General features: G+C 31.7%; 22 protein-coding genes and 2 riboswitches. Of the genes, 21 read left to right on the forward strand and 1 reads right to left on the reverse strand.

Translation table 11 applies throughout. The features are described from left to right. Nucleotides 1-222 precede the first annotated feature (222 nt). The 9 genes from ric to BUA92_RS23315 all read left to right on the forward strand — a co-directional run bounded on the left by ric (nucleotide 223) and on the right by BUA92_RS23315 (nucleotide 9,076). Nucleotides 223-921, forward strand: a complete 699-nt coding sequence (gene ric / locus BUA92_RS13070) for an iron-sulfur cluster repair di-iron protein (protein ID WP_021804203.1) — start codon at nucleotides 223-225, stop codon at nucleotides 919-921. A gap of 16 nt (nucleotides 922-937) precedes the next feature. After that, the gene (locus BUA92_RS13075; RefSeq protein ID WP_073020131.1) at nucleotides 938-1,693 is read left to right on the forward strand and encodes a DUF438 domain-containing protein; all 756 of its coding nucleotides are present in this window, start codon (nucleotides 938-940) and stop codon (nucleotides 1,691-1,693) included. 48 nt (nucleotides 1,694-1,741) lie between these two features. Further along, nucleotides 1,742-1,859, forward strand: a riboswitch (FMN riboswitch). A 188-nt stretch (nucleotides 1,860-2,047) separates the two neighbouring features. After that, the gene (ribD, locus tag BUA92_RS13080; protein WP_073020132.1) at nucleotides 2,048-3,136 is read left to right on the forward strand and encodes a bifunctional diaminohydroxyphosphoribosylaminopyrimidine deaminase/5-amino-6-(5-phosphoribosylamino)uracil reductase RibD; all 1,089 of its coding nucleotides are present in this window, start codon (nucleotides 2,048-2,050) and stop codon (nucleotides 3,134-3,136) included. Between the two features lie 4 nt (nucleotides 3,137-3,140). After that, complete coding sequence (ribE, locus tag BUA92_RS13085) at nucleotides 3,141-3,788, forward strand: riboflavin synthase (protein WP_073020133.1); 648 nt, start codon at nucleotides 3,141-3,143, stop codon at nucleotides 3,786-3,788. A gap of 13 nt (nucleotides 3,789-3,801) precedes the next feature. Continuing rightward, nucleotides 3,802-5,001, forward strand: coding sequence for a bifunctional 3,4-dihydroxy-2-butanone-4-phosphate synthase/GTP cyclohydrolase II (locus BUA92_RS13090; RefSeq protein WP_073020134.1), 1,200 nt, complete (start codon nucleotides 3,802-3,804; stop codon nucleotides 4,999-5,001). 19 nt (nucleotides 5,002-5,020) lie between these two features. Beyond that, on the forward strand, nucleotides 5,021-5,485 hold the full coding sequence (gene ribH / locus BUA92_RS13095; protein ID WP_073020135.1) for a 6,7-dimethyl-8-ribityllumazine synthase: 465 nt from the start codon (nucleotides 5,021-5,023) through the stop codon (nucleotides 5,483-5,485). A 189-nt stretch (nucleotides 5,486-5,674) separates the two neighbouring features. Next, nucleotides 5,675-6,379: an ABC transporter ATP-binding protein gene (locus tag BUA92_RS13100; RefSeq protein ID WP_139259345.1), complete on the forward strand. Its 705-nt coding sequence runs from the start codon at nucleotides 5,675-5,677 to the stop codon at nucleotides 6,377-6,379. 2 nt (nucleotides 6,380-6,381) lie between these two features. Beyond that, a complete protein-coding gene (locus BUA92_RS13105; RefSeq protein WP_073020548.1) occupies nucleotides 6,382-8,817 on the forward strand; it encodes an ABC transporter permease in 2,436 nt (811 codons plus the stop codon). Nucleotides 8,818-8,920: 103 nt separating this feature from the next. Then, on the forward strand, nucleotides 8,921-9,076 hold the full coding sequence (locus tag BUA92_RS23315) for a hypothetical protein (protein WP_175550908.1): 156 nt from the start codon (nucleotides 8,921-8,923) through the stop codon (nucleotides 9,074-9,076). A gap of 47 nt (nucleotides 9,077-9,123) precedes the next feature. Here BUA92_RS23315 and BUA92_RS22860 read toward each other — a convergent pair whose 3' ends face one another. Continuing rightward, entirely contained in the window at nucleotides 9,124-9,585 is a 462-nt protein-coding gene (locus BUA92_RS22860) for a hypothetical protein (protein WP_083553521.1), read from the reverse strand. A gap of 201 nt (nucleotides 9,586-9,786) precedes the next feature. On the opposite strand from BUA92_RS22860, the gene BUA92_RS23875 reads away from it, so the two are divergent. The 12 genes from BUA92_RS23875 to BUA92_RS13170 all read left to right on the forward strand — a co-directional run bounded on the left by BUA92_RS23875 (nucleotide 9,787) and on the right by BUA92_RS13170 (nucleotide 24,113). Next, on the forward strand, nucleotides 9,787-9,882 hold the full coding sequence (locus BUA92_RS23875; protein WP_073020137.1) for a potassium-transporting ATPase subunit F: 96 nt from the start codon (nucleotides 9,787-9,789) through the stop codon (nucleotides 9,880-9,882). Then, nucleotides 9,879-11,567 carry a potassium-transporting ATPase subunit KdpA gene (kdpA, locus tag BUA92_RS13120; protein ID WP_073020138.1) on the forward strand — a complete coding sequence of 563 codons (1,689 nt, stop codon included), beginning with the start codon at nucleotides 9,879-9,881 and terminating at the stop codon, nucleotides 11,565-11,567. The genes BUA92_RS23875 and kdpA overlap by 4 nt, the downstream gene beginning before the upstream one ends. Before the next feature lie 11 nt (nucleotides 11,568-11,578). Then, complete coding sequence (gene kdpB, locus BUA92_RS13125; RefSeq protein ID WP_073020139.1) at nucleotides 11,579-13,636, forward strand: potassium-transporting ATPase subunit KdpB; 2,058 nt, start codon at nucleotides 11,579-11,581, stop codon at nucleotides 13,634-13,636. Nucleotides 13,637-13,646: 10 nt separating this feature from the next. Further along, on the forward strand, nucleotides 13,647-14,207 hold the full coding sequence (kdpC, locus tag BUA92_RS13130) for a K(+)-transporting ATPase subunit C (RefSeq protein WP_073020142.1): 561 nt from the start codon (nucleotides 13,647-13,649) through the stop codon (nucleotides 14,205-14,207). A gap of 28 nt (nucleotides 14,208-14,235) precedes the next feature. Continuing rightward, on the forward strand, nucleotides 14,236-16,920 hold the full coding sequence (locus BUA92_RS13135) for a sensor histidine kinase (RefSeq protein WP_083553522.1): 2,685 nt from the start codon (nucleotides 14,236-14,238) through the stop codon (nucleotides 16,918-16,920). A 9-nt stretch (nucleotides 16,921-16,929) separates the two neighbouring features. Next, a complete protein-coding gene (locus BUA92_RS13140) occupies nucleotides 16,930-17,634 on the forward strand; it encodes a response regulator (RefSeq protein ID WP_073020144.1) in 705 nt (234 codons plus the stop codon). 90 nt (nucleotides 17,635-17,724) lie between these two features. Next, nucleotides 17,725-18,042 (forward strand): tetratricopeptide repeat protein, encoded by a 318-nt coding sequence (locus tag BUA92_RS13145; protein WP_073020146.1) that lies wholly within the window; start codon nucleotides 17,725-17,727, stop codon nucleotides 18,040-18,042. 11 nt (nucleotides 18,043-18,053) lie between these two features. Next, nucleotides 18,054-18,701 (forward strand): HAD family hydrolase, encoded by a 648-nt coding sequence (locus BUA92_RS13150; RefSeq protein ID WP_341412794.1) that lies wholly within the window; start codon nucleotides 18,054-18,056, stop codon nucleotides 18,699-18,701. A gap of 118 nt (nucleotides 18,702-18,819) precedes the next feature. Next, nucleotides 18,820-19,920, forward strand: a complete 1,101-nt coding sequence (locus BUA92_RS13155) for a GerMN domain-containing protein (protein ID WP_073020148.1) — start codon at nucleotides 18,820-18,822, stop codon at nucleotides 19,918-19,920. A 197-nt stretch (nucleotides 19,921-20,117) separates the two neighbouring features. Then, on the forward strand, nucleotides 20,118-21,536 hold the full coding sequence (locus BUA92_RS13160) for a glycosyltransferase family 39 protein (protein ID WP_073020150.1): 1,419 nt from the start codon (nucleotides 20,118-20,120) through the stop codon (nucleotides 21,534-21,536). 13 nt (nucleotides 21,537-21,549) lie between these two features. Continuing rightward, nucleotides 21,550-22,464, forward strand: a complete 915-nt coding sequence (locus BUA92_RS13165; protein WP_073020153.1) for a Gfo/Idh/MocA family protein — start codon at nucleotides 21,550-21,552, stop codon at nucleotides 22,462-22,464. Nucleotides 22,465-22,562: 98 nt separating this feature from the next. Further along, the gene (locus tag BUA92_RS13170) at nucleotides 22,563-24,113 is read left to right on the forward strand and encodes a nitrite/sulfite reductase (RefSeq protein WP_073020155.1); all 1,551 of its coding nucleotides are present in this window, start codon (nucleotides 22,563-22,565) and stop codon (nucleotides 24,111-24,113) included. A 48-nt stretch (nucleotides 24,114-24,161) separates the two neighbouring features. Continuing rightward, nucleotides 24,162-24,346, forward strand: a riboswitch (cobalamin riboswitch). Nucleotides 24,347-24,394: the final 48 nt, after the last annotated feature.

The raw sequence follows: 24,394 nt of genomic DNA on the forward strand, positions 1-24,394 counted from the left end.
GCGTCAGTCTAATCATTTTTTTTGAGAGAAGTCAAAAGGAACTTAATGAAGCTGAAGAATGCTCCTACAGGGCAGAAGTGTATAATTGCGCAATTGCGCAAAAGAGCAAAAGAATTTAAATTTTGTAGCTTTTTTAAAAGTGTGACTTGAATCATATTTTAATATTTTAATACAAGTTATTATTAGCTCATAGAAAACAAGAATTTTTGGAGGGTGTTAAAAATGAGTAGAGTTATAAATGCGAATCAAAAACTTGGAGAGGTTGTTTCAATATTTCCTGATTCTAGTAAGATATTTAACGAAGTAAAGATAGATTATTGCTGTGGAGGACATGATAGTTTAGGTGCTGCACTTAAAGATAAAGGATTAAATGTTGATTTGTTTGTTGACAAGTTAAATGATGAATATGAGAAATTTTTAGAAAGCAATAAAGAGTATAAGGATTGGAGAAAAGAAAAACCATTAGACCTAATAAAGCATATAGTAGATACACATCATCAATATACTTATAGAGAAATAAAAGAAATTGATGGACTATTATTAAAAATTTTAAAAGTACACTTTAACCATAATGGAGAAGAACTTCTAAAACTTCATAAGTTATTTGGAAGTTTAAAAACTGAGCTAGAGGAACATTTAATTAAAGAGGAAGAAAACTTATTCCCACTTATGGAAGAGTATTTTTATAGTAAAGATGAAATTAAAAAAGCAGAATTAATTAAATATATTGAAGAAACAGAATCAGAACATGATGGAGCTGGTGACATTCTTAAGGAGATGGAAGAGCTTACAAGAGATTTTACTCCACCAGCAGGTGCCTGCACAACTTTTAAACTTGCATATCATAAGTTACATGAATTAGAAAAAAACCTATTTATGCATATCTACAAAGAAAACAGTGTCTTATTTGAAATGATTTAGCTAGGAGGGGTTTGAGATGAATACAGAGAGGGTAGAAAATTTATCGCATATATTAAAGCGATTAAATACAGAGGGTGCCACAGAAGAAGTTAGAGGGGAAGCTTTAAAGATAGTAAAAGAAATCACTCCTATGGAATTATCTGTAGCAGAACAAAATTTAATAGAGGAAGGCATGAAACCTGAGGATCTAAGAGGACTATGTGAAATCCACATGGAAGTGCTAAAGGATGAACTTGAGAAGTTAAAGACAAAAATATATCCAGGACACGTAGTTAATACTATGGTGGAAGAACATGATGTTATATTAGGATTTTTAACAGAATTAGAAGAGTTAAATAAAGCAATACAAGGTTTTAAGGACTATGATTCTACTAAGGAAGAATTCGCTAAAATTATAACTTTAGCAGATAATATATTAGATGCAGAAAATCATCATCAAAGAGAAGAAAATGTTTTGTTTTTAGAGATGGAGAAGGAAGGCATAACTGGACCTACTAGAATTATGAAGATGGAACATGAGGATTTAAGGGCTAAAAAGAGAAGGTTAAAATCTTTAGGAGAAAATATAAAGTATATAAATTTTGAGGCATTTAAAGCAGATTTAGATGAAACAGCTAAATACATTATATTTAATTTAAGAGATCATATATTTAAAGAAAACTATATATTATATCCATCAGCTTTAGAAGCAATAAAAGATGAAGCAAGATGGACAAATATGAAGGAAAAGTGTGATGAAGTCGGATATTGTGGATTTACTCCTAACTTTTAAAAGGTTGACATGATAAAACTTTAACTATATAATTTACTCATAATTATATAAGGTCTTCAGGGCAGGGTGAAATTCCCTACCGGTGGTAAAGCCCACGAGCTATTTTTTAGCATGATTCGGTGAAATTCCGAGGCCGACAGTAAAGTCTGGATGGAAGAAGATGAGTAAAAGGTATTATTAAGCTTACTTAATAATATGGCTATTTCGCATTTATAAGCTCTGAAATTTTAGGATTTCAGAGCTTTTTTGTTGTAATAGGTTTATTTACCTTTGATTTTTTATGCCCTGAGCGTTTGCTTGGGGTATTTTTTATTTTAACGTACTTGCCTTGAGATTTTTGTTAGGAGGAATGTTATGGATGAAAAGTTTATGAAAAGAGCACTAGAGTTAGCTAAGAAAGGAGAAGGAAAGGTAAATCCTAATCCACTAGTTGGGGCATTAATAGTAAAGAATAACAAAATAATTGGAGAAGGATACCATGAGGTTTATGGTGGAAATCACGCTGAGATAAATGCTATAAAAAATTCTAAGGAATCCTTAGGAGGAGCTACTATCTATGTCACCTTGGAGCCTTGTCACCACTATGGTAAAACACCGCCTTGTGTTGATTCCATTATAAAACATGGATTTTCTAAAGTTGTTATAGGTCAAATAGATCCTAATCCATTAGTTGCAGGAAAAAGTATAGAAAAGCTTAAGAAAGCTGGAATAGAAGTCAAGGTTGGGGTTTTAGAAGAGGACTGTATAAAACTTAATGAGGTGTTTAATAAATACATTTTAAGTAATGAGCCTTACGTGCTACTTAAAGCAGCTATGAGTTTAGATGGAAAGATAGCCACAACTTCTGGGGAATCTATGTGGATAACTGGAGAAATTGCAAGAGAAAATGTGCATAAACTTAGAAATAAATATTCAGCCATTATGGTTGGAGTTAATACAATTATTAGAGATAATCCTGCACTAACATGTAGAGTGCCTAATGGTAGAAATCCAATAAGAATAATAGTTGATAGTAAGCTTAGAATTCCACTAGACAGTAGGGTTTTAGATATTAGTAATGAATCCAGATGTTTGATAGCAACTACAGAAAAAGCTTCAAAAGATAAGATAAAACAATTAAAAGATAGAGGAGTAGAGGTATTAGTATTACAGGATAAAGATGAGCGAGTTGATATAAGGAAACTTATAGAAGAGCTTGGAAAATTAAAAATAGATGGTGTTTTATTGGAGGGGGGAGGAACCTTAAACTTTTCTTTTCTAGAAGCAGGATTAGTAGACAAGGTAGAGTTTTATATAGCTCCTAAAATAATAGGTGGAGATAAGGCTAAAACACCAGTTGAAGGGGTTGGAATTGGAGCCTTAAGTGAAGCTTTTAATATTAAGAACATATCAACAAAGTTTTTAGGAGAAGATTTATTGATTGAGGGATATTTAAGGGGGTGAAGGTATGTTTACAGGAATAGTTGAAGAAATAGGAACTGTTGTAGATTTTGAAGCCTCACAGAATGTTTTGAGAATAAGAGTACAAGCTTCGAAAGTCCTTGAGGAAACTTATTTAGGAGATAGTATTAGTACTAATGGGGTTTGCCTCACTGTTACAGATATAGGGAAAAATTATTTTTATGCAGATGTTATGGGTGAAACTGTTAGAAGAAGTAACTTAGGAACTCTTAAAAAAGGAGATAAAGTTAATCTTGAAAGAGCCATGACTGCAAATAGCAGGTTTGGAGGACACATAGTAAGTGGGCATATAGATGGAAAAGGAAAGATAACATCCTATGAGAAAGAAGGAAATGCTGTTTGGATCACCATAGATACTGATAGAGAAATCTTGAAATATGTTGTTGAGAAAGGTTCGATAGCAATAGATGGAATAAGTTTAACGGTAGCATATGTTGATGATAGGAAGTTTAAGGTATCTATAATACCTCATACAAGTGAGGGAACTACTTTACTTAAAAAGAAAATAGGTGAAGAAGTAAATCTTGAGTGTGATGTTATAGGAAAGTATGTAGAAAAATTACTTGGATTTAATAAAAAGAATGATGAAAAGAAGTCTATAACCATGGATTTTCTAATAAATAACGGATTCTAAGGGAGGGTTAGATATGTACAAATTTAATACTATTGAGGAAGCAATACAGGATATTAAAGATGGCAAGATAATAATAGTTGTTGATGATGAAGATAGGGAAAATGAAGGGGATTTACTTATGGCTGCTGAAAAAGTTGAAGGTGAGCATATTAATTTTATGGCAACCTTCGGCAAAGGACTTATATGTGTGCCAGCAGAAGAAGCTTTATTAAGAAAATTAGATATTAATGAGATGGTTGAAAAAAATACTGATAATCATGAAACTGCTTTTACTGTTTCTATTGACCATAAGGACACAACAACTGGTATTTCTGCATTTGAAAGAGCAGATACTATAAAACATTTATTAAATAAAGAATCAAAGGCAGAGGATTTTAGAAGACCCGGACATATATTTCCATTGATTTCAAAAAAAGGTGGAGTTCTAAAAAGAATAGGACATACAGAGGCAGCGGTGGATTTAGCAAAGTTAGCAGGATTTAAAGGCGCTGGGGTTATATGTGAAATAATGAAGGATGACGGAACAATGGCAAGAGTTCCAGACTTAATGGAATTCTCCTCAAAGCATAATCTAAAAATAATAACTATTGCTAATTTAGTAGAGTATAGAAGACATAGAGAACAACTTATAGATAAAGTAGTGGAAACCTCAATGCCTACAAAGTATGGAGATTTTAAGATAGTAGGATTTATAAATAAGTTAAACGGAGAACACCATGTAGCACTAGTTATGGGAGATGTAAAAGAAGGAGAGCCTGTTTTGGTTAGGGTTCATTCTGAATGTTTAACAGGAGATGCCTTAGGTTCAAAAAGATGTGACTGTGGGGAGCAATACGATGCTGCAATGAAAAAAATAGCTGAGGAGGGTAAGGGAATTCTTCTTTATATGAGACAAGAAGGAAGAGGGATAGGACTTATCAATAAATTAAAAGCGTACAAGCTTCAAGATGAAGGATTAGATACAGTAGAGGCAAACTTAGCTTTAGGCTTTCCTGAAGATATGAGGGACTATGGTATAGGAGCTCAAATACTTAAAGAACTTGGAGCAACAAAGTTAAGATTAATGACTAACAACCCAAGAAAAATATCAGCACTTAACGGCTATGACTTAGAGGTAGTTGAGAGAGTACCAATTCAAATGAACCATAATGAAAAAAATAGATATTACTTAGAAACAAAAAAAGAAAAAATGGGTCATTTATTAAATATTTAAATATAAGGAGAGAATAAAAATGATAAATTATGAAGGCAATTTAGTAGCAGAAGGATTAAAATTTAGTATAGTTGTAGGAAGATTTAATGAGTTTATAGTATCTAAACTTTTAGGTGGAGCTATAGATGGACTTAAAAGACATGGTGTAAAAGAGGAAGATATTGAAATAGCTTGGGTTCCAGGAGCTTTTGAAATACCATTAGTAGCTAAAAAGATGGTTGAAAAAAATAAATATGATGGAGTTATATGTTTAGGAGCTGTAATAAGAGGAGCTACTCCACATTTTGATTATGTATGTGCAGAAACCTCTAAAGGAATTGCTAATGTTTCTTTAAATTCAGGTATTCCTGTAATATTTGGAGTACTTACAACAGATAGTATAGAGCAAGCTATAGAGAGAGCAGGAACTAAGGCTGGAAACAAGGGATATGATTCAGCAGTTTCAGCAATTGAGATGGCTAATTTATTAAAAGAAATAGGTTAGAAATATCATAGGAACCGATGTAATAAATAATTAAGAGTATATGTTTTAATATGAGGGTTAGCTTTAAATAGCTGACCCTTTATTTTATTAAATTTGTATTAAATTAGCGGCTAATATGTTTGCTTAAGAGTATAATATGAATAAAGTGATTACGTATTTATTAATATCTGTCTTATGGGAGGAGTAAAAGTGGAAAAATATATAGAACTAAAAGACGTTAAGAAGAGCTATAAAATGGGAGAAGTAGAGATAAAAGCAGTTGACGGTGTTAACTTTTCTATAGATAAAGGTGAATTTGTAATAGTTGTAGGGCCAAGTGGGGCAGGAAAGACAACAGTGCTTAATATTTTAGGGGGAATGGATTTCCCAACCAGTGGAGAAATAACTGTAGATGGCAGTGAAATAGAAAAATATAATTCTAGGCAGTTAACTACCTATAGAAGACATGATATAGGATTTGTGTTTCAATTTTATAACTTAGTTCAAAACCTTACAGCTATTGAAAATGTGGAATTAGCTTCTCAAATATGTAAAAACCCATTAGATCCAGAAAAAGTATTAGATCAAGTGGGGCTTAAGGAGAGAAAATTTAATTTTCCGGCTCAATTATCAGGTGGAGAGCAGCAAAGAGTTGCTATAGCTAGGGCATTAGCTAAAAATCCTAAACTTTTGTTATGTGATGAGCCTACAGGAGCATTAGATTATAATACTGGAAAATCTATATTAAAACTTCTTCAAGATACTTGTAGAGATCATGGAATGACTGTTATTGTTATTACTCATAACTCAGCTATTGCACCAATGGCTGATAAAGTAATAAAGGTGAGAAATGGAAAAGTTCATAGCGTAACAACAAATGACAATCCAATACCTGTAGAAAGGATTGAATGGTAGGAATGAAAAGAGCATATAGAAAAAATATATTAAAGGATATAACTACGAGTAAATCAAGATTTTTATCTATATTCATTATTGTAGCTATAGGGGTGTCCTTTTTTGCAGGGGTTAGAGCCACTAGCCCTGATATGAAAATTACTGCAGATAAGTATTTAGATGATAGCAATGCATCAGATTTAGATATTTATTCGGCTACTGGTTTCAAGAAGTCTGACATAGAGAAAGTAGAAAATACAGATGGGGTTGAGAAGGTTTATGCAGGTTATACTTTTGATGCTTTAGCTGTTAATGGAGAAAGTGAAATACCTATAAAAGTACATTCCTTAAAAATAGGAGAGGAAACTGTAAATAATCCTATATTAGTAGATGGAAGGCTTCCAGAGAATAATGAGGAAACAGTAACAGAGAAAAGATTTCTTGAAAAAGAAGGTTTAAAAATAGGAAGTTCAATAGAACTTAAAACAAAAAATGAAGTTAAGAAATTTAAAATAGTAGGGACTGTTAATTCATCTTTGTATATGAATAAGAGTCAAAGGGGAAATAATTCTTTAGGAAATGGAACTACTCAAGCTTTTTTTCAGATTGGTGAAGAGGCAGCCTATGAATTAGCTATTCCTAAGATGCCTAATATTCCAGGATTAGAAGTAGAAAAAATATATAATGAGCTATCAGTAATAGTTAAAGATGCTAAAGCCGAAAATTATTTTACTGATAAATATACGAATACAGTAGATCCTATAAAAGAAAAAATTAAGGATATAAATAAGGATTGGTACGTACTTGGAAGAGATACCAATATAGGAATAAGAGGCTTTAGCGATGATTCAGAAAGAATAGGAGCAATAGGTAATGTATTTCCATTAATTTTCTTTTTAGTTGCAACTCTTGTCTGTTTAACTAGTATGACCAGAATGGTTGAGGAGCAAAGAACCCAAATAGGAACCTTTAAAGCCTTAGGTTATGGAAAAGGATCTATAATCTTTCATTACTTCATATATTCTTTTCTAGCAAGTATAGGAGGGAGTGTTTTAGGAGTATTAGTAGGCTTTAGACTTTTCCCTAATGTAATTTTTAATGCTTATAGAATTATGTATGAGATTCCTGACATTATATCACCTTTTAATGTAGAGTTAGCTGTTACTTCAACAATAGTTGCAGTTTTATGTACTACACTTGCGGCTATTTTTGCCTGTGCCAAGGAGTTAATAGCAGTTCCAGCAGTACTTATGAGACCTAGAACCCCTAAGGCTGGGAAAAGAATATTATTAGAGCGAGTGGGTTTTATATGGGGAAGAATGTCTTTCACCAGTAAGGTTACAGCGAGAAATATACTTAGATATAAGAAAAGATTTTTTATGACAATAATAGGCATATCAGGATGTACTGCATTATTAGTAACAGGTTTTGGACTTAAAAATTCAATTATGTCAATAACAGATAAACAATTTAATGAGATATATAAATATGACATGATTGTTCAGTTAAAATCGGAGATTGAGGAAAGCAAGTTCCTTGATTTTAAAGAAGACTTAAAGGATTATAAAACCTTAGATAATACTTTGATGATTTTTCAGAAAAACATCGAAACAACTAATGAAAAAGATAAGGAAATAGACAGCTATTTATTTATACCAGAAAATAAGAGTGAAATTCAGAACTTCATTAAGTTAGCTTTTAATAATGAAGATATTGAACTTCCTTCAGACGGAGTAATAATTACTGAAAAACTCTCTAAACTTTTAGATGTGTCTAAAGGGGATAATATCGAGATAAAGTTAAATGATAAAAGGGTTAAGGTAAAGATAAGTGGAATTACGGAGCACTATGTCATGAACTATATATACATGTCTCCGGATTATTATAAGGAGCTATTTAATGTCCCAGTTAAATATAATGGATTTGTAGGAACAACTACAGATAAGAGTAAAGATGGAGAAGAACTTTTATCTAAAGACCTTATGAAAAATACTGATATAGGTTCTGTTAGTTTCATTACAAATACCAGTGAACATTTTAAGCAGACTATGGGAAGCATAGATTCAGTGGTGGTAGTTTTAATAGTATCTGCTGCTGCATTAGCATTTGTAGTTATGTATAATTTAACTAATATAAACATAAGTGAAAGAATAAGAGAATTAGCAACCATAAAGGTTTTAGGATTTTATGATAGTGAGGTAGCTGCTTACGTTTATAGAGAAAATGTGGTTTTATCTATAATAGGAACCATCTTAGGATTATTTTTAGGTATAGGTCTACATAGGTATGTTGTAGTAACTGCAGAGATAGATATGGTAATGTTTGTCCGTACAATTAAAGCTATAGATTTTATTTACTCAGCCATACTAACAATAGTATTTTCAGGTTTAGTAAATATAGTAATGTACAGAAGACTAAAGAAAATAGACATGGTGGAATCTCTAAAGAGTGCAGAATAATCTTAAAATATTATTAAATCCCTAGACTTATAGTATTTGATATTGTATAAGATGGTATAATAGGTAAAAAGAAACGAAAATTATGCAAAAGGGGAGCGATTTTATGAAAAGAAGTATATGGTCTAAACTGTTAATGATTTTATATGTTCCATTCATATTAGTTTTTGCATTATTTAGTGGGGTATCAGACTGGGGCTTACTAATTAATGATATATTCAAAAAGGATAAAGAGATAGATATAAATAAACTTACTAGATAAGTTAAAGAGCTGTTTTATAATGGCTCTTTTAAATTTATATTAAATAATTACGCAGGCTGGGAGCATTCAATAATGTACCAAGAATTATTTTTTTCTTGTACAGTAAATGTAATTGGAGCCCTAGACCCACCAGCAAGATTATCTTTGGAATCTTTTATAATAATAGAATGGGAGACTTTTATTGATATCAGTTCATTAGAATAACTTTGGGAAACTTCATCAAGATCTAAATCTATTTGAAAAGGGCCATCATAATACTCTAAGGCATAAGTATGGTATATATTTGTTTTTCTAAATACTTCATAAGGCATATATTGAGACAAGGTTTCTGAATATCCCTTATCTGTAAGGAAAGCTTCTTTTATTATAGAATTAAAGCAGCTTGAATCTATATATTTAGCATTAATAGTTGAGTTGTTAATTTTAGAGTATCTAGCATAAACAAATAATATAGAAAAGATAATAGCAATTATAAATAGGGGAATTTTAACTTCTTTATGCTTAAACATAATAACCTCCTCAATACATTCCATTTATTAACTAATATTATAGCATATTAATAAATTTGAGCACTCACTTTTGAGTGCTTTTTATTATATGCCTTTTTCTTAACGAAATCTTTATACCCATGCATAAATTCTAAACACTATATTAATAATATTGAATGATACTATCTTAATACAAGATAGGTAAAAGATTTTCTAGGAGGGATGGAGTTGGAAATAATTATTGCTATTTCAGGTTTTTGCGCACTTGCTTTATTTATTTATCTATTTTATGTGCTATTTAGGGGTGAAGAGTTATGAAGTATATAATTTTACAAGATTTATTTTATTTATTGGTATTAATTGCTCTTTCAATACCTTTAGGAATCTATATTTACAAGGTAATGACTGGGGAAAAGGTATTTATTTCAAAATTACTGAAACCTATAGAAAATTTAATATATAGATTTTCTGGAATCAGAAGCGATGAAGAAATGACCGGAAAAAAATATGCATTTTCAGTTATGGGGTTTAGTATTATAGGAATAGTTTTTGTTTTTTTATTGCAGGTTCTTCAAAAAGTATTTCCACTTAATCCTGAGAATATTGAGGGAACTAGTTGGCATCTTGCTTTTAATACTGCGGTTAGTTTTGTTACAAATACAAATTGGCAAGCTTACGCTGGAGAGACAACATTGTCTTATTTAACACAGTTTTTAGGACTTACTGTTCAGAACTTTGTATCAGCAGCAACTGGTATAGCAGTAGTGTTTGCTTTAATAAGAGGTTTCATTATTAAAAAACAGAAAACTATAGGTAACTTTTGGGTAGACTTAACAAGAATAACTATATATGTATTGATACCTATTTCCTTTGTTGTTGCAATTTTATTGGTATCACAGGGAGTTGTACAAACCTTTAATCCATATAAAGAAGTAACATCATTACAGGGAGGTATTTCACAATTAATACCATTAGGACCAGCAGCCAGCCAAATAGCAATTAAGCAGCTTGGAACAAATGGAGGAGGATTCTTTGGAGTAAATTCAGCATTTCCTCTAGAAAATCCTACTATAATATCGAATTTCATTCAATCTATATTAATACTATTGATTCCAGCAGCCCTTTGTGTATCTTTTGGAAAAGCGGTTAAAGATATGAAACAAGGAACTGCTATCTATATAGCCATGGGAGTGTTATTTATTCTTGCGTTAGTAGGGGTTACATTAAGTGAACAATTCTTAGCGCCAACATTTAATGGAGTTATAAGTAGTGGAAATATGGAGGGTAAAGAAATTATCCATGGAGTAGGGCAATCGGCACTTTGGGGAACTGCAACTACAGCGGCATCTAATGGGTCAGTAAATTCTATGCATGACAGCTTTACACCACTGGGTGGAATGATATTAATGTTTTTAATGCAACTTGGAGAAATAGTATTTGGCGGAGTTGGAAGCGGATTATATGGAATGCTTGCTTTTGTGATTCTAACTGTATTTATAGCAGGACTTATGGTTGGAAGAACTCCTGAATATTTAGGCAAAAAGGTGGAACCTTTTGATATGAAAATGGTGTGCCTTATAGTTTTAGCGCCACCATTATTAACTCTTATTGGTACAGCTACAGCTGTGGCTATGCCTAATGCAGGAGGTTGGCTCACAAACACAGGGGCTCATGGTTTCTCAGAGATACTTTATGCTTTTTCTTCAATGGGAAACAATAATGGTAGTGCATTTGGAGGATTTACTGCAGATACGGTGTTTACAAATGTGGCAGGTGGAGTAATTATGTTCTTGGTTAGATTCGTACCAATGGTAGCTACTATTTTTTTGGCTGAAAACTTAGCAAAGAAAAAGAGTGTTGCAACAAGCGAGGGAACTCTTTCAACTAGTAATACCATGTTTGTAGGGTTATTAATAGGCGTAATATTTATAATAGCTGCTTTAAGTTTCTTACCAGCTTTAGCACTTGGTCCAATAGCAGACTATTTCACAACATTTAAATAGAGGTGAGAATTATGAAGGAAAAGAGTACAAATAAAGATATATTTAATGATTCATTAAAGCAGTCATTTCTAAAGCTTTCACCTAAAATACAGGTTAAGAATCCTGTCATGCTGGTGGTTTATATAGGGGCAATATTTACAACAGTTTTATATTTTTTATCATTTACTGGAGTTAAAGACGAAAGTAGCGGATATACTCTTACTATATCTTTAATACTTTGGATTACTGTATTATTTGCAAATTTTGCAGAAGCAATAGCTGAAGGTAGAGGAAGAGCTCAAGCTGATAGTTTACGTAGCAGTAGAAAAGACGTAAAGGCTAAAAAACTAAAATCTAAAAATAACTTACAAGACTATACTGAAGTACTATCAAACACTTTAAAAAAGGGTGATATAGTTTTAGTAAAAGTCGGAGAGCAGATTCCTATGGATGGTGAGGTCATAGAAGGGGCAGCATCAGTAGATGAGAGTGCAATCACTGGAGAATCTGCACCAGTAATACGTGAATCAGGTGGAGATAGAAGTGCAGTTACAGGTGGGACCACCCTAGTATCAGACTGGCTAGTCATTAGAATTACTGCAGAACCAGGGCAAGGATTTTTGGATAAGATGATAGCTATGGTTGAAGGAGCGTCTAGGAAGAAGACCCCTAATGAGATAGCTCTTCAAATTTTACTTGTAACTTTAACAATAATATTCCTAGTAGTTACAGCAACCTTATTACCATTTTCAAGTTTTTCTAGTAAACAAGCAGGAGCTGGAGAGGCAATTTCTATTACTAATATAATTGCTTTACTTGTGTGTTTAGCGCCAACAACTATAGGGGCTCTACTTTCTTCAATAGGTATAGCAGGCATGAGCAGACTTAATCAAGCTAATGTATTAGCTATGAGTGGTCGTGCTATAGAGGCTGCTGGAGATGTGGATGTGCTTTTATTAGACAAGACAGGAACAATAACATTAGGAAACAGGCAGGCTAGCGAGTTTTTGCCAGTACAGGGGGTTACAGAAGAGGAGTTAGCAGATGCGGCACAATTATCTTCTATCGCAGATGAAACTGCGGAAGGAAGAAGCATAGTGGTTTTGGCTAAAGAGAGATTTGGAATTAGAGGAAGAGATATTTCAAGTATAAATGCTACCTTTATAGAATTCACAGCTAAAACTAGAATGAGTGGAATTGATTTTAAAGGTACTGACATTCGTAAAGGAGCTGCAGATGCAGTTAAAAAATATATATTGGAGAATGATGGAGATTATCCGGAAGAGTGCGATAAAATCGTTAAACGTGTTGCTGAGGCTGGAGGCACTCCGCTAGTAGTTGAAAAGAATAAAAAAGTTTTAGGGGTGGTGTATCTTAAGGATATAGTAAAAAATGGAGTTAAAGAACGTTTTGAAGATTTAAGAAAGATGGGAATAAAATCTATAATGATTACTGGAGATAATCCTATGACAGCAGCAGCCATTGCTGCTGAAGCTGGAGTAGATGATTTTTTAGCGGAAGCTACACCAGAAGCTAAACTTAAACTTATTCGTGATTATCAGGCAAGCGGACATTTAGTTGCAATGACTGGGGATGGAACTAATGACGCACCAGCTCTAGCACAAGCAGATGTAGCAGTTGCAATGAACACAGGAACTCAAGCGGCTAAAGAAGCGGGTAATATGGTGGATTTAGACTCTAGCCCTACTAAACTTATTGATATAGTTAGGATAGGAAAACAGTTATTAATGACAAGAGGTGCTCTTACAACATTTAGTGTTGCAAATGATGTTGCAAAGTATTTTGCAATAATCCCAGTACTTTTCTTTGGTATTTATCCTCAGCTTACAGCACTTAATATAATGGGATTAACAAGTTCAAAAAGTGCCATATTATCAGCCATAATATATAATGCTTTGATAATAGTAGCGCTTATACCATTATCTTTAAAAGGGGTAAAGTACGTTGAGCTGCCAGCTGGAAAGTTATTAAGGAAAAATATATTGATTTATGGACTAGGAGGAATAATTGCACCTTTTATTGCAATTAAATTTATTGATGTTATATTGACCGTATTAGGTCTTGCGTGAGGTGAGAGGTATGAGTAGTTTTATTAAGTCTTTAAAACCTGCATTTTTGTGTTTCGTTGCTATGACATTAATATGCGGAGTTATATATACAGGAGCTGTAACTGGAGTAGCAAAATTATTGTTTTCTAATAAGTCAAATGGAAGTATTATAACAGTTACCCTCAAGGATGGAACAAAGGTAGATTATGGATCTGAATTAATAGCCCAAGAGTTTACAAGTGAAGAATATTTAATAGGTAGACCAATGGGTAACACTAATCTTTCACCTACAAGTAAAGAGCAACAAAAGTTAGTAGAAGAAAGAGTAAAATGGTGGAGAGATTTTGATAGTAAGAATGAAGAAGATATTCCTATAGACTTAGTTACTTCATCAGGTAGTGGAGTAGATCCATATATATCTAAGGAAGCTGCAGCGTTTCAGGTTAAAAGAATAGCTGAAGCTAGAGGCATAGATGAAAGCAGAGTTGAAAATATTATAAGTAAGTATACCAAAGAACGAGTTCTTGGTTTTATGGGGCAGCCAGGTGTAAATGTGTTAAAGGTTAACTTAGCTCTTGATAATCTCCTATAAATGGTATATTTTAAAGGTGGTGATGTAAATGATGGAGGAAAATAACCGCCCAGATCCTGAGATACTTTTAGAAGAAATTTTAACTAGTGAAAATAATAAAAAAGGTAAACTTAAAATATTTTTTGGTTATGCAGCAGGCGTAGGTAAAACCTACGCTATGCTTGATGATGCGCAAGAGCAAATAAAGTGCGGGGTAGATGTACTTGTAGGGTATGTTGAGCCTCATGCAAGACCTGATACTATGGAATTAATAGAAGGATTGCCTATATTGCCGTGTAAAAATATAGCTTATAAAAATATAAACTTAAAAGAATTTGATTTAGATGGAGCTCTTAAGAGGAAACCAGAACTTATTCTAGTTGATGAGCTAGCTCACTCTAATGCTTTTGGGGTAAGAAATAAAAAAAGATATCAAGATATAGAAGAACTTTTAAATGCAGGGATAGATGTTTACACAACAGTTAATGTTCAGCATATAGAGAGTCTAAATGATGTAGTGCGAGATATAACTAAGATTACTGTCCAAGAAACTGTTCCTGATTATTTTTTTGACCAGGCGCATAAAGTTAATCTTATAGATATTGATCCAGAAGAACTACTTGAAAGATTTAAAGAAGGGAAAATATACAAAGCTGATAGAGCTAAGAAAGCTATGTATAATTTTTTTACTAAAGAAAATTTAAGACTTTTAAGAGAAATATCTATGAGAAAGGTAGCAGATAGAATTAGCAATGAGAATCATGGGAAGAGAAGCTTTTTGGAAAAGGTCTCAAACACCAAGTTTCTTGTATGTATAAGTCCGTCACCTTCATCTTCTAAATGCATTAGGTGGACAGCAAGAGCAGCTGAAGCATTTCATGCTCCATGGATAGCTGTTTATGTTGAAAATACAGATGGTGATAATTTGAATGATAGCCAGAGGAAAGACTTAATATCAAATGTAAGACTGGCAGAAAAGTTAGGAGCTGAAGTGGTTAATTTAAGTGGATATGATATAGCTGCTGTAATAACAGAGTATGCCAAACTTTCAGGTATAACAAATATAGTAATCGGTAAAAGTAGAAACAAAAAGACCTTGAGAAATTTATTTGATATGGACTTTGAAGATAAATTAGTTTCATTATTGCCCAATACTGAAGTGCATATTATACCGGGGAATACAGCTGGAAAGCCGTTCAAAAAAAGTAGAAAGAAATACTGGGACAATAGATTATACTTTTCATGGAAAGATTCATTATTAACTTTAGGATTAATTATAATTGCTACATTCATATCATTAGCCCTTAGAAAAATAGATATTGGTGACCAAAATATAATAATGGTATATATCCTGTTTGTTCTTATCATATCCCGTGTAACTAGAGGATATATGTATGGAGTAATAGCTTCCTTGATAAGCGTATTAACATTTAATTTCTTTTTCACTGTACCATTTTATACTTTTAATGCAATTCAAGCTGGATATCCAATAACATTTATTATAATGCTTATAGTAGCACTCATAACAAGTGCATTAACAGTAAGAATTAAAACCCAGGCAAGTCAAGCAGTTGCAAGAGAAAGACGTACAGAAGTACTATACGAAATAAATAAAAGACTTTTAGTGACAAGAGGGCTTAAGAATATAATAGAGTTAACAAATGAGTATATTACAAAGCTATTTTCCAGATCAGTTATTTTCTACACAAATGATTTAGAAAATAAATTTGATTATAGTTTTGCTAAAGTAAATAATACAGATGAAGATACTTTTATGATATCAGAAGACGAGAAGGCTGTAGCAAACTGGGTATTTATAAATGGAAAGCGAGCTGGAGCGGGAACTGATACACTTATGGGAGCAGGTGCATTTTATATGCCAGTAGCTTCACAAAACAGAGTTTTAGGTGTAATTGGAATATCATGTAGAGCAGGTGTGTTAAGTCAAGATAATAGGCAGTTTTTACGTATGATAATATCTCAAGTGGCTATGGCTTTAGAAAGGCAGTATTTATCTGATGAACAAGGAAAGATATTAGTGGAATCAGAAAAAGAAAAGATGAGAAGTAATCTTCTTAGAGCTATAGCGCATGATCTAAGAACTCCTCTTACAGGGATTTTAGGAGCTAGTTCTGCCATACTTGAAAATGGAGATACTATAGATAAAGATACTCAAAAAAAACTTCTTTATAATATAAAGGAGGATTCACAATGGCTTATAAGAATGGTAGAAAATCTTCTATCAGTTACAAGGATTAACGAAGGAACTATGAATGTAACTAAAACTCCAGAAGCGGTAGAAGAAATAGTTGCGGAAGCTATAGGGCGTATAAGGCAGAGATTTTCAGTTGCTAATATAGAGGCTAAGGTACCAGATGAACTTTTATTAGTGCCAATGGATGGAACATTGATAGTACAGGTACTAATTAACCTTTTAGAAAATGCAATTAAACATACTATAGATAATGGTAAAATTGAAGTTGTTGTAAAGAAAAAGGGAGGTTTGGGACTATTTGAAGTAATAGATAATGGAATGGGTATATCTGAAGAGGATTTTCCTTATTTATTTGAGAGTTATGTTCCAAATGGTAAAAAAAGTTCGGATTCATCTAGGGGTATGGGAATAGGACTTTCTATATGCAAGTCCATAATTAAAGCTCATGGTGGAAAGATAGAAGCTGCCAATAAAAAGACAAATGGAGCAGTGTTTAGATTTACACTGCCATTAGAGTGAGGTGAAAGGATGGATAATAAAGTTTTAATCTTAATTATTGAAGATGATGAGGGAATAAGTAATTTTATGACAGCTATATTAAATTCTCATAATTATAGTGTTATAAAAGCAAGCAGAGGAAAAGAGGGGATATCTATGGTCACATCTCATGTTCCAGATTTAATTATTTTAGATTTAGGTTTACCTGATATAGATGGAATAGACGTTCTTAAAAACATAAGAAGTTGGAGTAAGCTTCCAATAATAGTTGTATCAGCAAGAGGGCACGAAAGAGAAAAAGTTGAGGCCCTTGATTTAGGAGCAGATGATTATATAACAAAACCTTTTGGAACATCTGAACTTTTAGCAAGAATAAGAACCGCTATGAGACATGTAGAGCACAGCAGAGATTCCTCCACCATAGAAAAAGAAAGCTTTGAAGTTGGAAATCTTCATATTAATTATGCTAAAAGACTTGTAACTGTATTTGATAAGGATGTGCATTTAACCCCTATAGAATATAAAATAGTAACTATTTTATCTAAAAATGCAGGGAAAGTCCTTACTCATGATTTTATAATAAGGGAAATATGGGGACCATATACAAATGAAAATCAGACTCTTAGAGTTAATATGGCTAATATAAGAAGAAAATTAGAGATAAATCCAGCAGAACCTAAATATATTTTAACTGAAGTTGGAGTTGGATATAGAATGGTAGAAGAAGTAGTGTAACGTTTCTTTATAGAAATTTTATATACTAGAAGAAATCTAAACACCGTCTTTATAAGTTCTTATGTTATAAAGATAGTAGGGGGTGTTAATATGAATTCATATGATAAATCAAATGTCTATAATGAATATATAATTAATGCTAGAGAATATATAAAGAATCATAAATATACTGAAGGAAAAAAAGAATTAATAAAAGCAATTTCTGAAGATGTAGAAAACCCAATTGCTTACAATCTTTTAGGCGTTATATATGAATATTTAATGGATAAGAGCAGGGCAATAAAGTTTTATAGAGTTTCATATTATTTTGATCAGTTATATGAACCTGCTAACAATAATTTAAATAGAATGTCACAGTTTTGGGATTATAAAGGAAGACAAGTAGACCTAGGAGAAGGTAGTAGATAGGAGGAGAAAACTTGCAACAAATAGATAGTATTATTTTCGATTTAGACGGTACTTTATGGGATTCACTAGAAACCTGCCTAAAGGCATGGGAAAAAGCTTTAAATGATTTTGGGTATATTAAGGAACCTATAACAGCAGAGGATCTAAGAGGAGTATTTGGATTGCAGCATGATTTGATAGGAGAAAAATTATTTCCTTATTTAGCAAAAGAGCAGAGAGAAGAAGTCATAGAGTTATGTTATAAAGAGGAGATAAAATTAATAGCAAAACAAGGTGGAGCTTTATATGAGGATTTAGAAGAAACTTTAAATAAACTAAAAAGTGAATATAAGCTATTTATAGTTAGCAACTGCCAAGCTGGATATATAGAAGCTTTTCTTGAATATCATAACTTAAAGGATTTATTTTTAGATTTTGAGTGTTCAGGAGCTACAGGTAAATCTAAAGCTGAAAATATAAAATTAGTAATACAAAGAAACTCCTTAAAAAATCCAATTTACGTAGGAGATATCTTAGGAGATTACAAGGCTGCTGAAAAAAATAAAATCCCATTTATTTATGCAGAATACGGATTTGGAAATATAGAAAAAGTTGAATACAGAATAGAAAGTTTAAAAAGATTGCAAAATTTAAAAGAAGTATTGATAGGTCATAACTAGATAGTTATGACCTATTTTGGTGTAAATGATTACTAAGAAAATTTGACCAAAATCCCCCTATATATTAATATTATAGTATAGTGTAATTTACTAAAATTAAAGAAAAGAGGGATGAAAGATGAAAAAGATTATTTGTGCCATTATGTTATCTCTTTCTGTATTATTTATGTTTGGATGTAATAACATAAGTGCAGCTGATAAAGATAATAGTAGCAAAAATGACACTGTTAAACCTGATACTGAGAATCCCGATAATGAAGAAACAAAGGACAATGGGGGTACTGCTTATAGCATAAAGGATATTTATCCTTTTAATGATAATGTGGTATATGAGTATGCAGGAAGTGGAAATGAATATGCTAAATATACAGTATGGGTAGATTATATAGATAATAATAGAGCTCAAATCAGAAAAAATAATGGAGGGACAGAGCTTGTAACTGTATTAGAAAATAAAGATGGAGAGCTTAGATCAGTATTATCTAGAGAAGAAACTTACTTCAGAGAAAACTTTACAACAAAACAAGGCAAAGTAGAGGAGATTTTCTTAAAGGAGCCTTTAGTAAAGGGTACTTCTTGGACAGCACAAGATGGAAGTAAAAGATATATATCTAACACAGAAGTTGAGATAACAACTAATGCAGGTAAGTTCAAAGCGTTGGAAGTAACAACTGAAGGTAAAAACTACAAGAAGTTAGACTATTATGCAGCTAAAAATGGATTAGTTAAAACTGTATATACTTCACAAGGTTCAGAGGTAACTTCAACTTTAGATGAGATTAAAAAGGATACTCCATTAGTTCAAAATGTTAGAATATATTATCCTAGCGGAGATGAAATGAAGCTGTATTATGTGGAGAAGCAATTAAGCTTCAAAACAAATGACATAACAAGATTAACTTTAGAGAAACTGTTTAAAGAAGTACCTAAAGACAATGTGGGAAGCTTAATAGGCCCAAATGTAAATATAAAGAGTTTATATTTAAATAATGGAGTTGTTTATGTTGATTTTTCAGAAAATCTTGTTAAAGAAATGAATGCAGGGTCAAGTTATGAACTAAATATACTTCAAGGGATAACCAATACTTTAGGAGCGTATTATGGAGTAGATAAAGTTTATATAACAATAGAAGATAAACCTTACAGTTCAGGTCACATATTAATGAAAAATGGTGAAACTTTCAGTGTGAGTTTAGGTAATTCAGAGAAATTAAAATAATTAATATAGAGCCATCTCAAAAATAAATTGAGATGGTTCTTTTATAAATTGGAATTAAATTGAAATTAATATATAATGTATATATCAAATTAACATAATAACAGCAATAATTTAGGATAAGGGGGACTAGGTAGTGAAATATATTACTTCAAAAGTATCTCTTTGGGTTCTTACTTTCTTATAGGAGAAGATTTAAGATGAAGATAAAATCTATGGTAAGTAAATTAAACTTTTTATTTGCGATTTTTGGGATAATAGTACTCCTAATATCAGGACATGCATATTACGAATTAACTAAAGAAAAGTTAAGCATTAATACAACAGTAATTATATTATTTATAACTTTAGCTTCTGTTATAACAGCTGTTAGAGTAAATAGAAAAAACACAAAATACTTTTTGATAGGTTTGTCAGTAATTTCATTAATTATATATGCACTATGGAATCTGTATGCAAAGACTACTCCTATTAGTGATTATCAAATACTTTTGGAAGGTGCAAATAAGATTATTGATGGGACTTTTAAACAGGAAAGTTTCGATAAAACCAATTATTTTTATTTTTATAATTTTCAAATAGGCTATACTTCCTATCTTGCATTAATAACCAAAATATTTGGAGACAAACTTATATTTTTTAAAATATTAGAATGGATATATCTTATAGTAACTTCTGTAATGATTTATAAGATTTGCGAAGATAGGTATACAAAAGATATTGGAGCTATAGCGGCTACAATGTATTCTTTATATATTCCTAATATAATGGGGTCTTCGGTTATAAACAACCAGCATATAAGTGGAGCATTAATGGTAACATCTTTATATTTTATTCTAAAAAATGATAAAAAGTCAGCAGCAATTGGAGGAGTATTTTTAGGATTAATGCAGATATTTAGGCCAATAGCTATAATTGTTATCATTGGAGTGGCTATTACCTATTTATGCAAAGTATTTAGTAAAACTATGTATTTAGAAATACTAGGTATTTTGGTAACCTATATACTTTGCTTTACTATGGTGGTTAAATTAGTTGATTTTGCTTTTGTTAAGACAGAGATAGCACCAAAGGCTATAAGTCAAAGTAATGCAAAGTATTTTAAATTTGTATTAGGGCTTACAGATGAAGGTGTTTATAAGATTCCTACAGAAAGTGCGAGGAAAACACAAGTTTACTTTGATTTAGAGAGATTAAATTTTGATTATGATGCTTATAATAAGGAATGTCTTAAGGTAATAAAAAATTCTATAACAAATTATAAAGAAACTTTTCCATTCATTAAAACTAAAATGTATGACTTCTTAGGAAAGAGGGACAATCAGTATTCTTTTTCTCTCTCTGAAGAAAAAATTACTGATAATACCTTTAAGCTTTCAGAAATAGGTAATCTACAATATTTATTTCTGATAATAGGTGCACTTGGAGCTCTTTTAGGTAAATTTAAAAGAAATAATAAAGAAATAGATATTATATGTCTTTTATTTATTGGATTTATATTAGTGCATATTTTTATAGAAACTCAAACTAGATATAGATACGAGATGTATATATTATTAGCTATTTTGGCAGGTGAATTTATATCTAGGTTTATGAAGAAAACTAAATCTGTGTTGTAAGGAGAGAAGATTTATGAGGATTGGAATTGTTGGATTAGGAGATATAGCTAAAAAAGCATATCTACCAGTACTTAGTGAAAAAGAGGATATAGAATTAGTTCTTTGTACTAGAAACAAAGCTACTTTAGAAAATCTTTCAACTAAATATAGAATAAATGAGTATGTACTGACCGTTGATGAACTTATAAATAAAAAGGTTCAAGCTGTTTTTGTTAGCACTGCTACGGAAGCTCATTTTGAAGTAGCTAAAAAGCTTATTGAAAATGGAATAAATGTGTATATAGATAAACCTATTTCATTAAACTTTAAAGAAACAGAAGAGATAGCTAAGTTAGCTGAGAAAAATAATGTTATAGCTATGGTAGGCTTTAATAGAAGATTTTCCCCTATGTTTAGTAAGTTAAAGGAACATGGCAAAGCAGATATAATAATAATTCAAAAGAATAGATTTTGTCTTCCTGATGATACAAGAAGATTTATTGTGGAGGATTTTGTTCACGTTGTGGATACTTTAAGGTTTTTATTAGATAGAGAAGTTAAGGAACTAGAGGTTAGATATTTAAGGAAAGAAGGAATGCTTCACAATGTAGTAATTCAATTGATTGGTGAAGGATGTACAGCTATAGGAATAATGAATAGAAACAATGGAATTACTGAAGAAATAGTAGAATACATGACTGCTGGGAATAAATATATAGTAGATAATTTTGTAGAGACTTGGCATTTACATGATAGGAATAAAAGCCTATCTAAGTTTGGTGATTGGGAACCAACGTTATATAAAAGAGGATTTTATCAAATAGCAGATCATTTTATAGATTGTGTGAAAAATAATAAGATCCCGAGTCCATCTATACAAGATTCGTTAATAACTCATGAGATATGTGAAAAGATTGTGATGAAAATAGAAGAGGAAAATAAGCATTAGAAATTTTTATCCACATCATTAATAAAACCTATTTTACTTATAAAAAGGTAAAGAGTATACTTTGTTTGTATTGTAAACAGTATTAAGAGGTGGAGTATATGGATAAATTAAATAGTGAATTATTAGAAGAAATTAAGGATTTTAAAGAGGCAGGATATAAGTTTTTAAATGGAGAAATGAATAAAGCAGATTTTAAGAAGGCTTCAGGTGGTATGGGGGTTTACGCCCATAGAAGTGGAAAGGAATTTATGATTAGGCTTAGAATTATGTCAGGTATAGCTTCTAAAGAGCAGCTTAAGTTAGTTTATGATTTTGCAAACAGATATGATTTAGAAGGGATTCACCTTACAACTAGGCAGGCTATACAATTACATGGACTTGATATAGATGGTATATGTGAAGTAATGGTTGAGGCTTTAGAAAATGGAATTTATACAAGAGGAGCAGGGGGAAGTTTTCCAAGAAATGTAGCGATTTCTCCTTTATCTGGTGTAGATGTAGATGAAACTTTTGATGTAACTCCTTATGCTATGGCTGTTAATAGACATTTTATGAAGAAAATTACTAGCTATAAATTACCTAGAAAGCTTAAGGTTGCTTTTTCTAGCAGTGATAAAGATGCTTCACATGCAACAGTTACAGATCAAGGTTTTTTGGCAGTTAAAGTAGAGGGTAAGGAATATTTTAAAGTGTATATAGGTGGAGGATTAGGAAGAAATCCAAAGCTTGGAGTAGAACTTGGAGAACTAATAGAACCAAAAGATGTTTTATATCATGTTGAGGCTATAACTAATTTATTTATGGCTGAAGGAGATTATAAAAATCATGGAAAAGCTCGTATCAGATATATTTTAGACAGAATGGGTAAAGATGATTTTATAAAATGTTATAAAAAACATTTAGAAGAAGTTAAGAAAGCTGAGAACTTGCCTTTAGACTTGGAGATAAAAGATATAACAAAAGAAGGTAAGGAAATTACAATAAATAATAAAAGAATTATAGCTCAAAAACAAAAAGGCTTATATAGCGTATACTTCCATCCAGTAGGAGGGCAACTAAAATTATCTGTGTTAAAAACTCTTATAGATGAAATAGAAAATATGGATGATGTTGAAATAAGACTTACCATGGAGGAAGGTTTATATATAAGAAACCTAAATGGAGAAGAAGCTAAAAAAATAGTTAGCCTTACAGAGGGGTTAGGTGGAGAAACAAGATTAGAACAATCGGTTGCTTGCATTGGTACACCTATCTGCCAAATGGGAGTTTTAAATGGACAAAAAACTCTAAACGAGATAATAGATATGTTTAGGGCTGAAGGTATAAAGGAAGATTTACTTCCAAGAGTACATATTTCAGGATGCCCTAATTCTTGTGGAGTTCATGAAGTTGGGAATATAGGTTTTTGTGGAAAGATGAAAAGAGTTGGAGATGGACCTAAAAATGTTTTTGAACTTCATATTAAAGGTGATCTAGGTGAAGGAAAAACTAGAATAGGTGACTATTATGGGGACATACTTCAAGATAAGGTGCCGGAATTTTTATTAGAATTAGCTAAGGCTGTTAAGCTTAATGGAAGAGAATTTGAAGCTTTTATTACAGAAAGTGAAGATGAGTTTAAGCAAGTGTTAAATAAGTTTTTAGTGTAGGAAAGTATTTGTATAAGTTTGCTTTTTGAGATATAATTTCATTAACAGAATAACAAGAGAAGTTATGGTATTTATTTCCTGGGAAATAAATTTAAAAGGGAAAGAGGTTAAAAGCCTCTACAGCCCCCGCTACTGTAAAGGGTGACGAATTCTAATGATCCACTGGTTTTACTGGGAAGGAAGAAGGAGGATGAACCCTAAGTCAGGAGACCTGCCTAATTTTTTATAGCTAATCCTTCGGAGGGAAGGAAAGTGATATAAGAATAGGTGGAATTATATTA

This window comes from Clostridium intestinale DSM 6191, from assembly GCF_900130055.1.
In the GTDB taxonomy this organism is placed as follows: Bacteria; Bacillota; Clostridia; order Clostridiales; family Clostridiaceae; genus Clostridium_T; species Clostridium_T intestinale.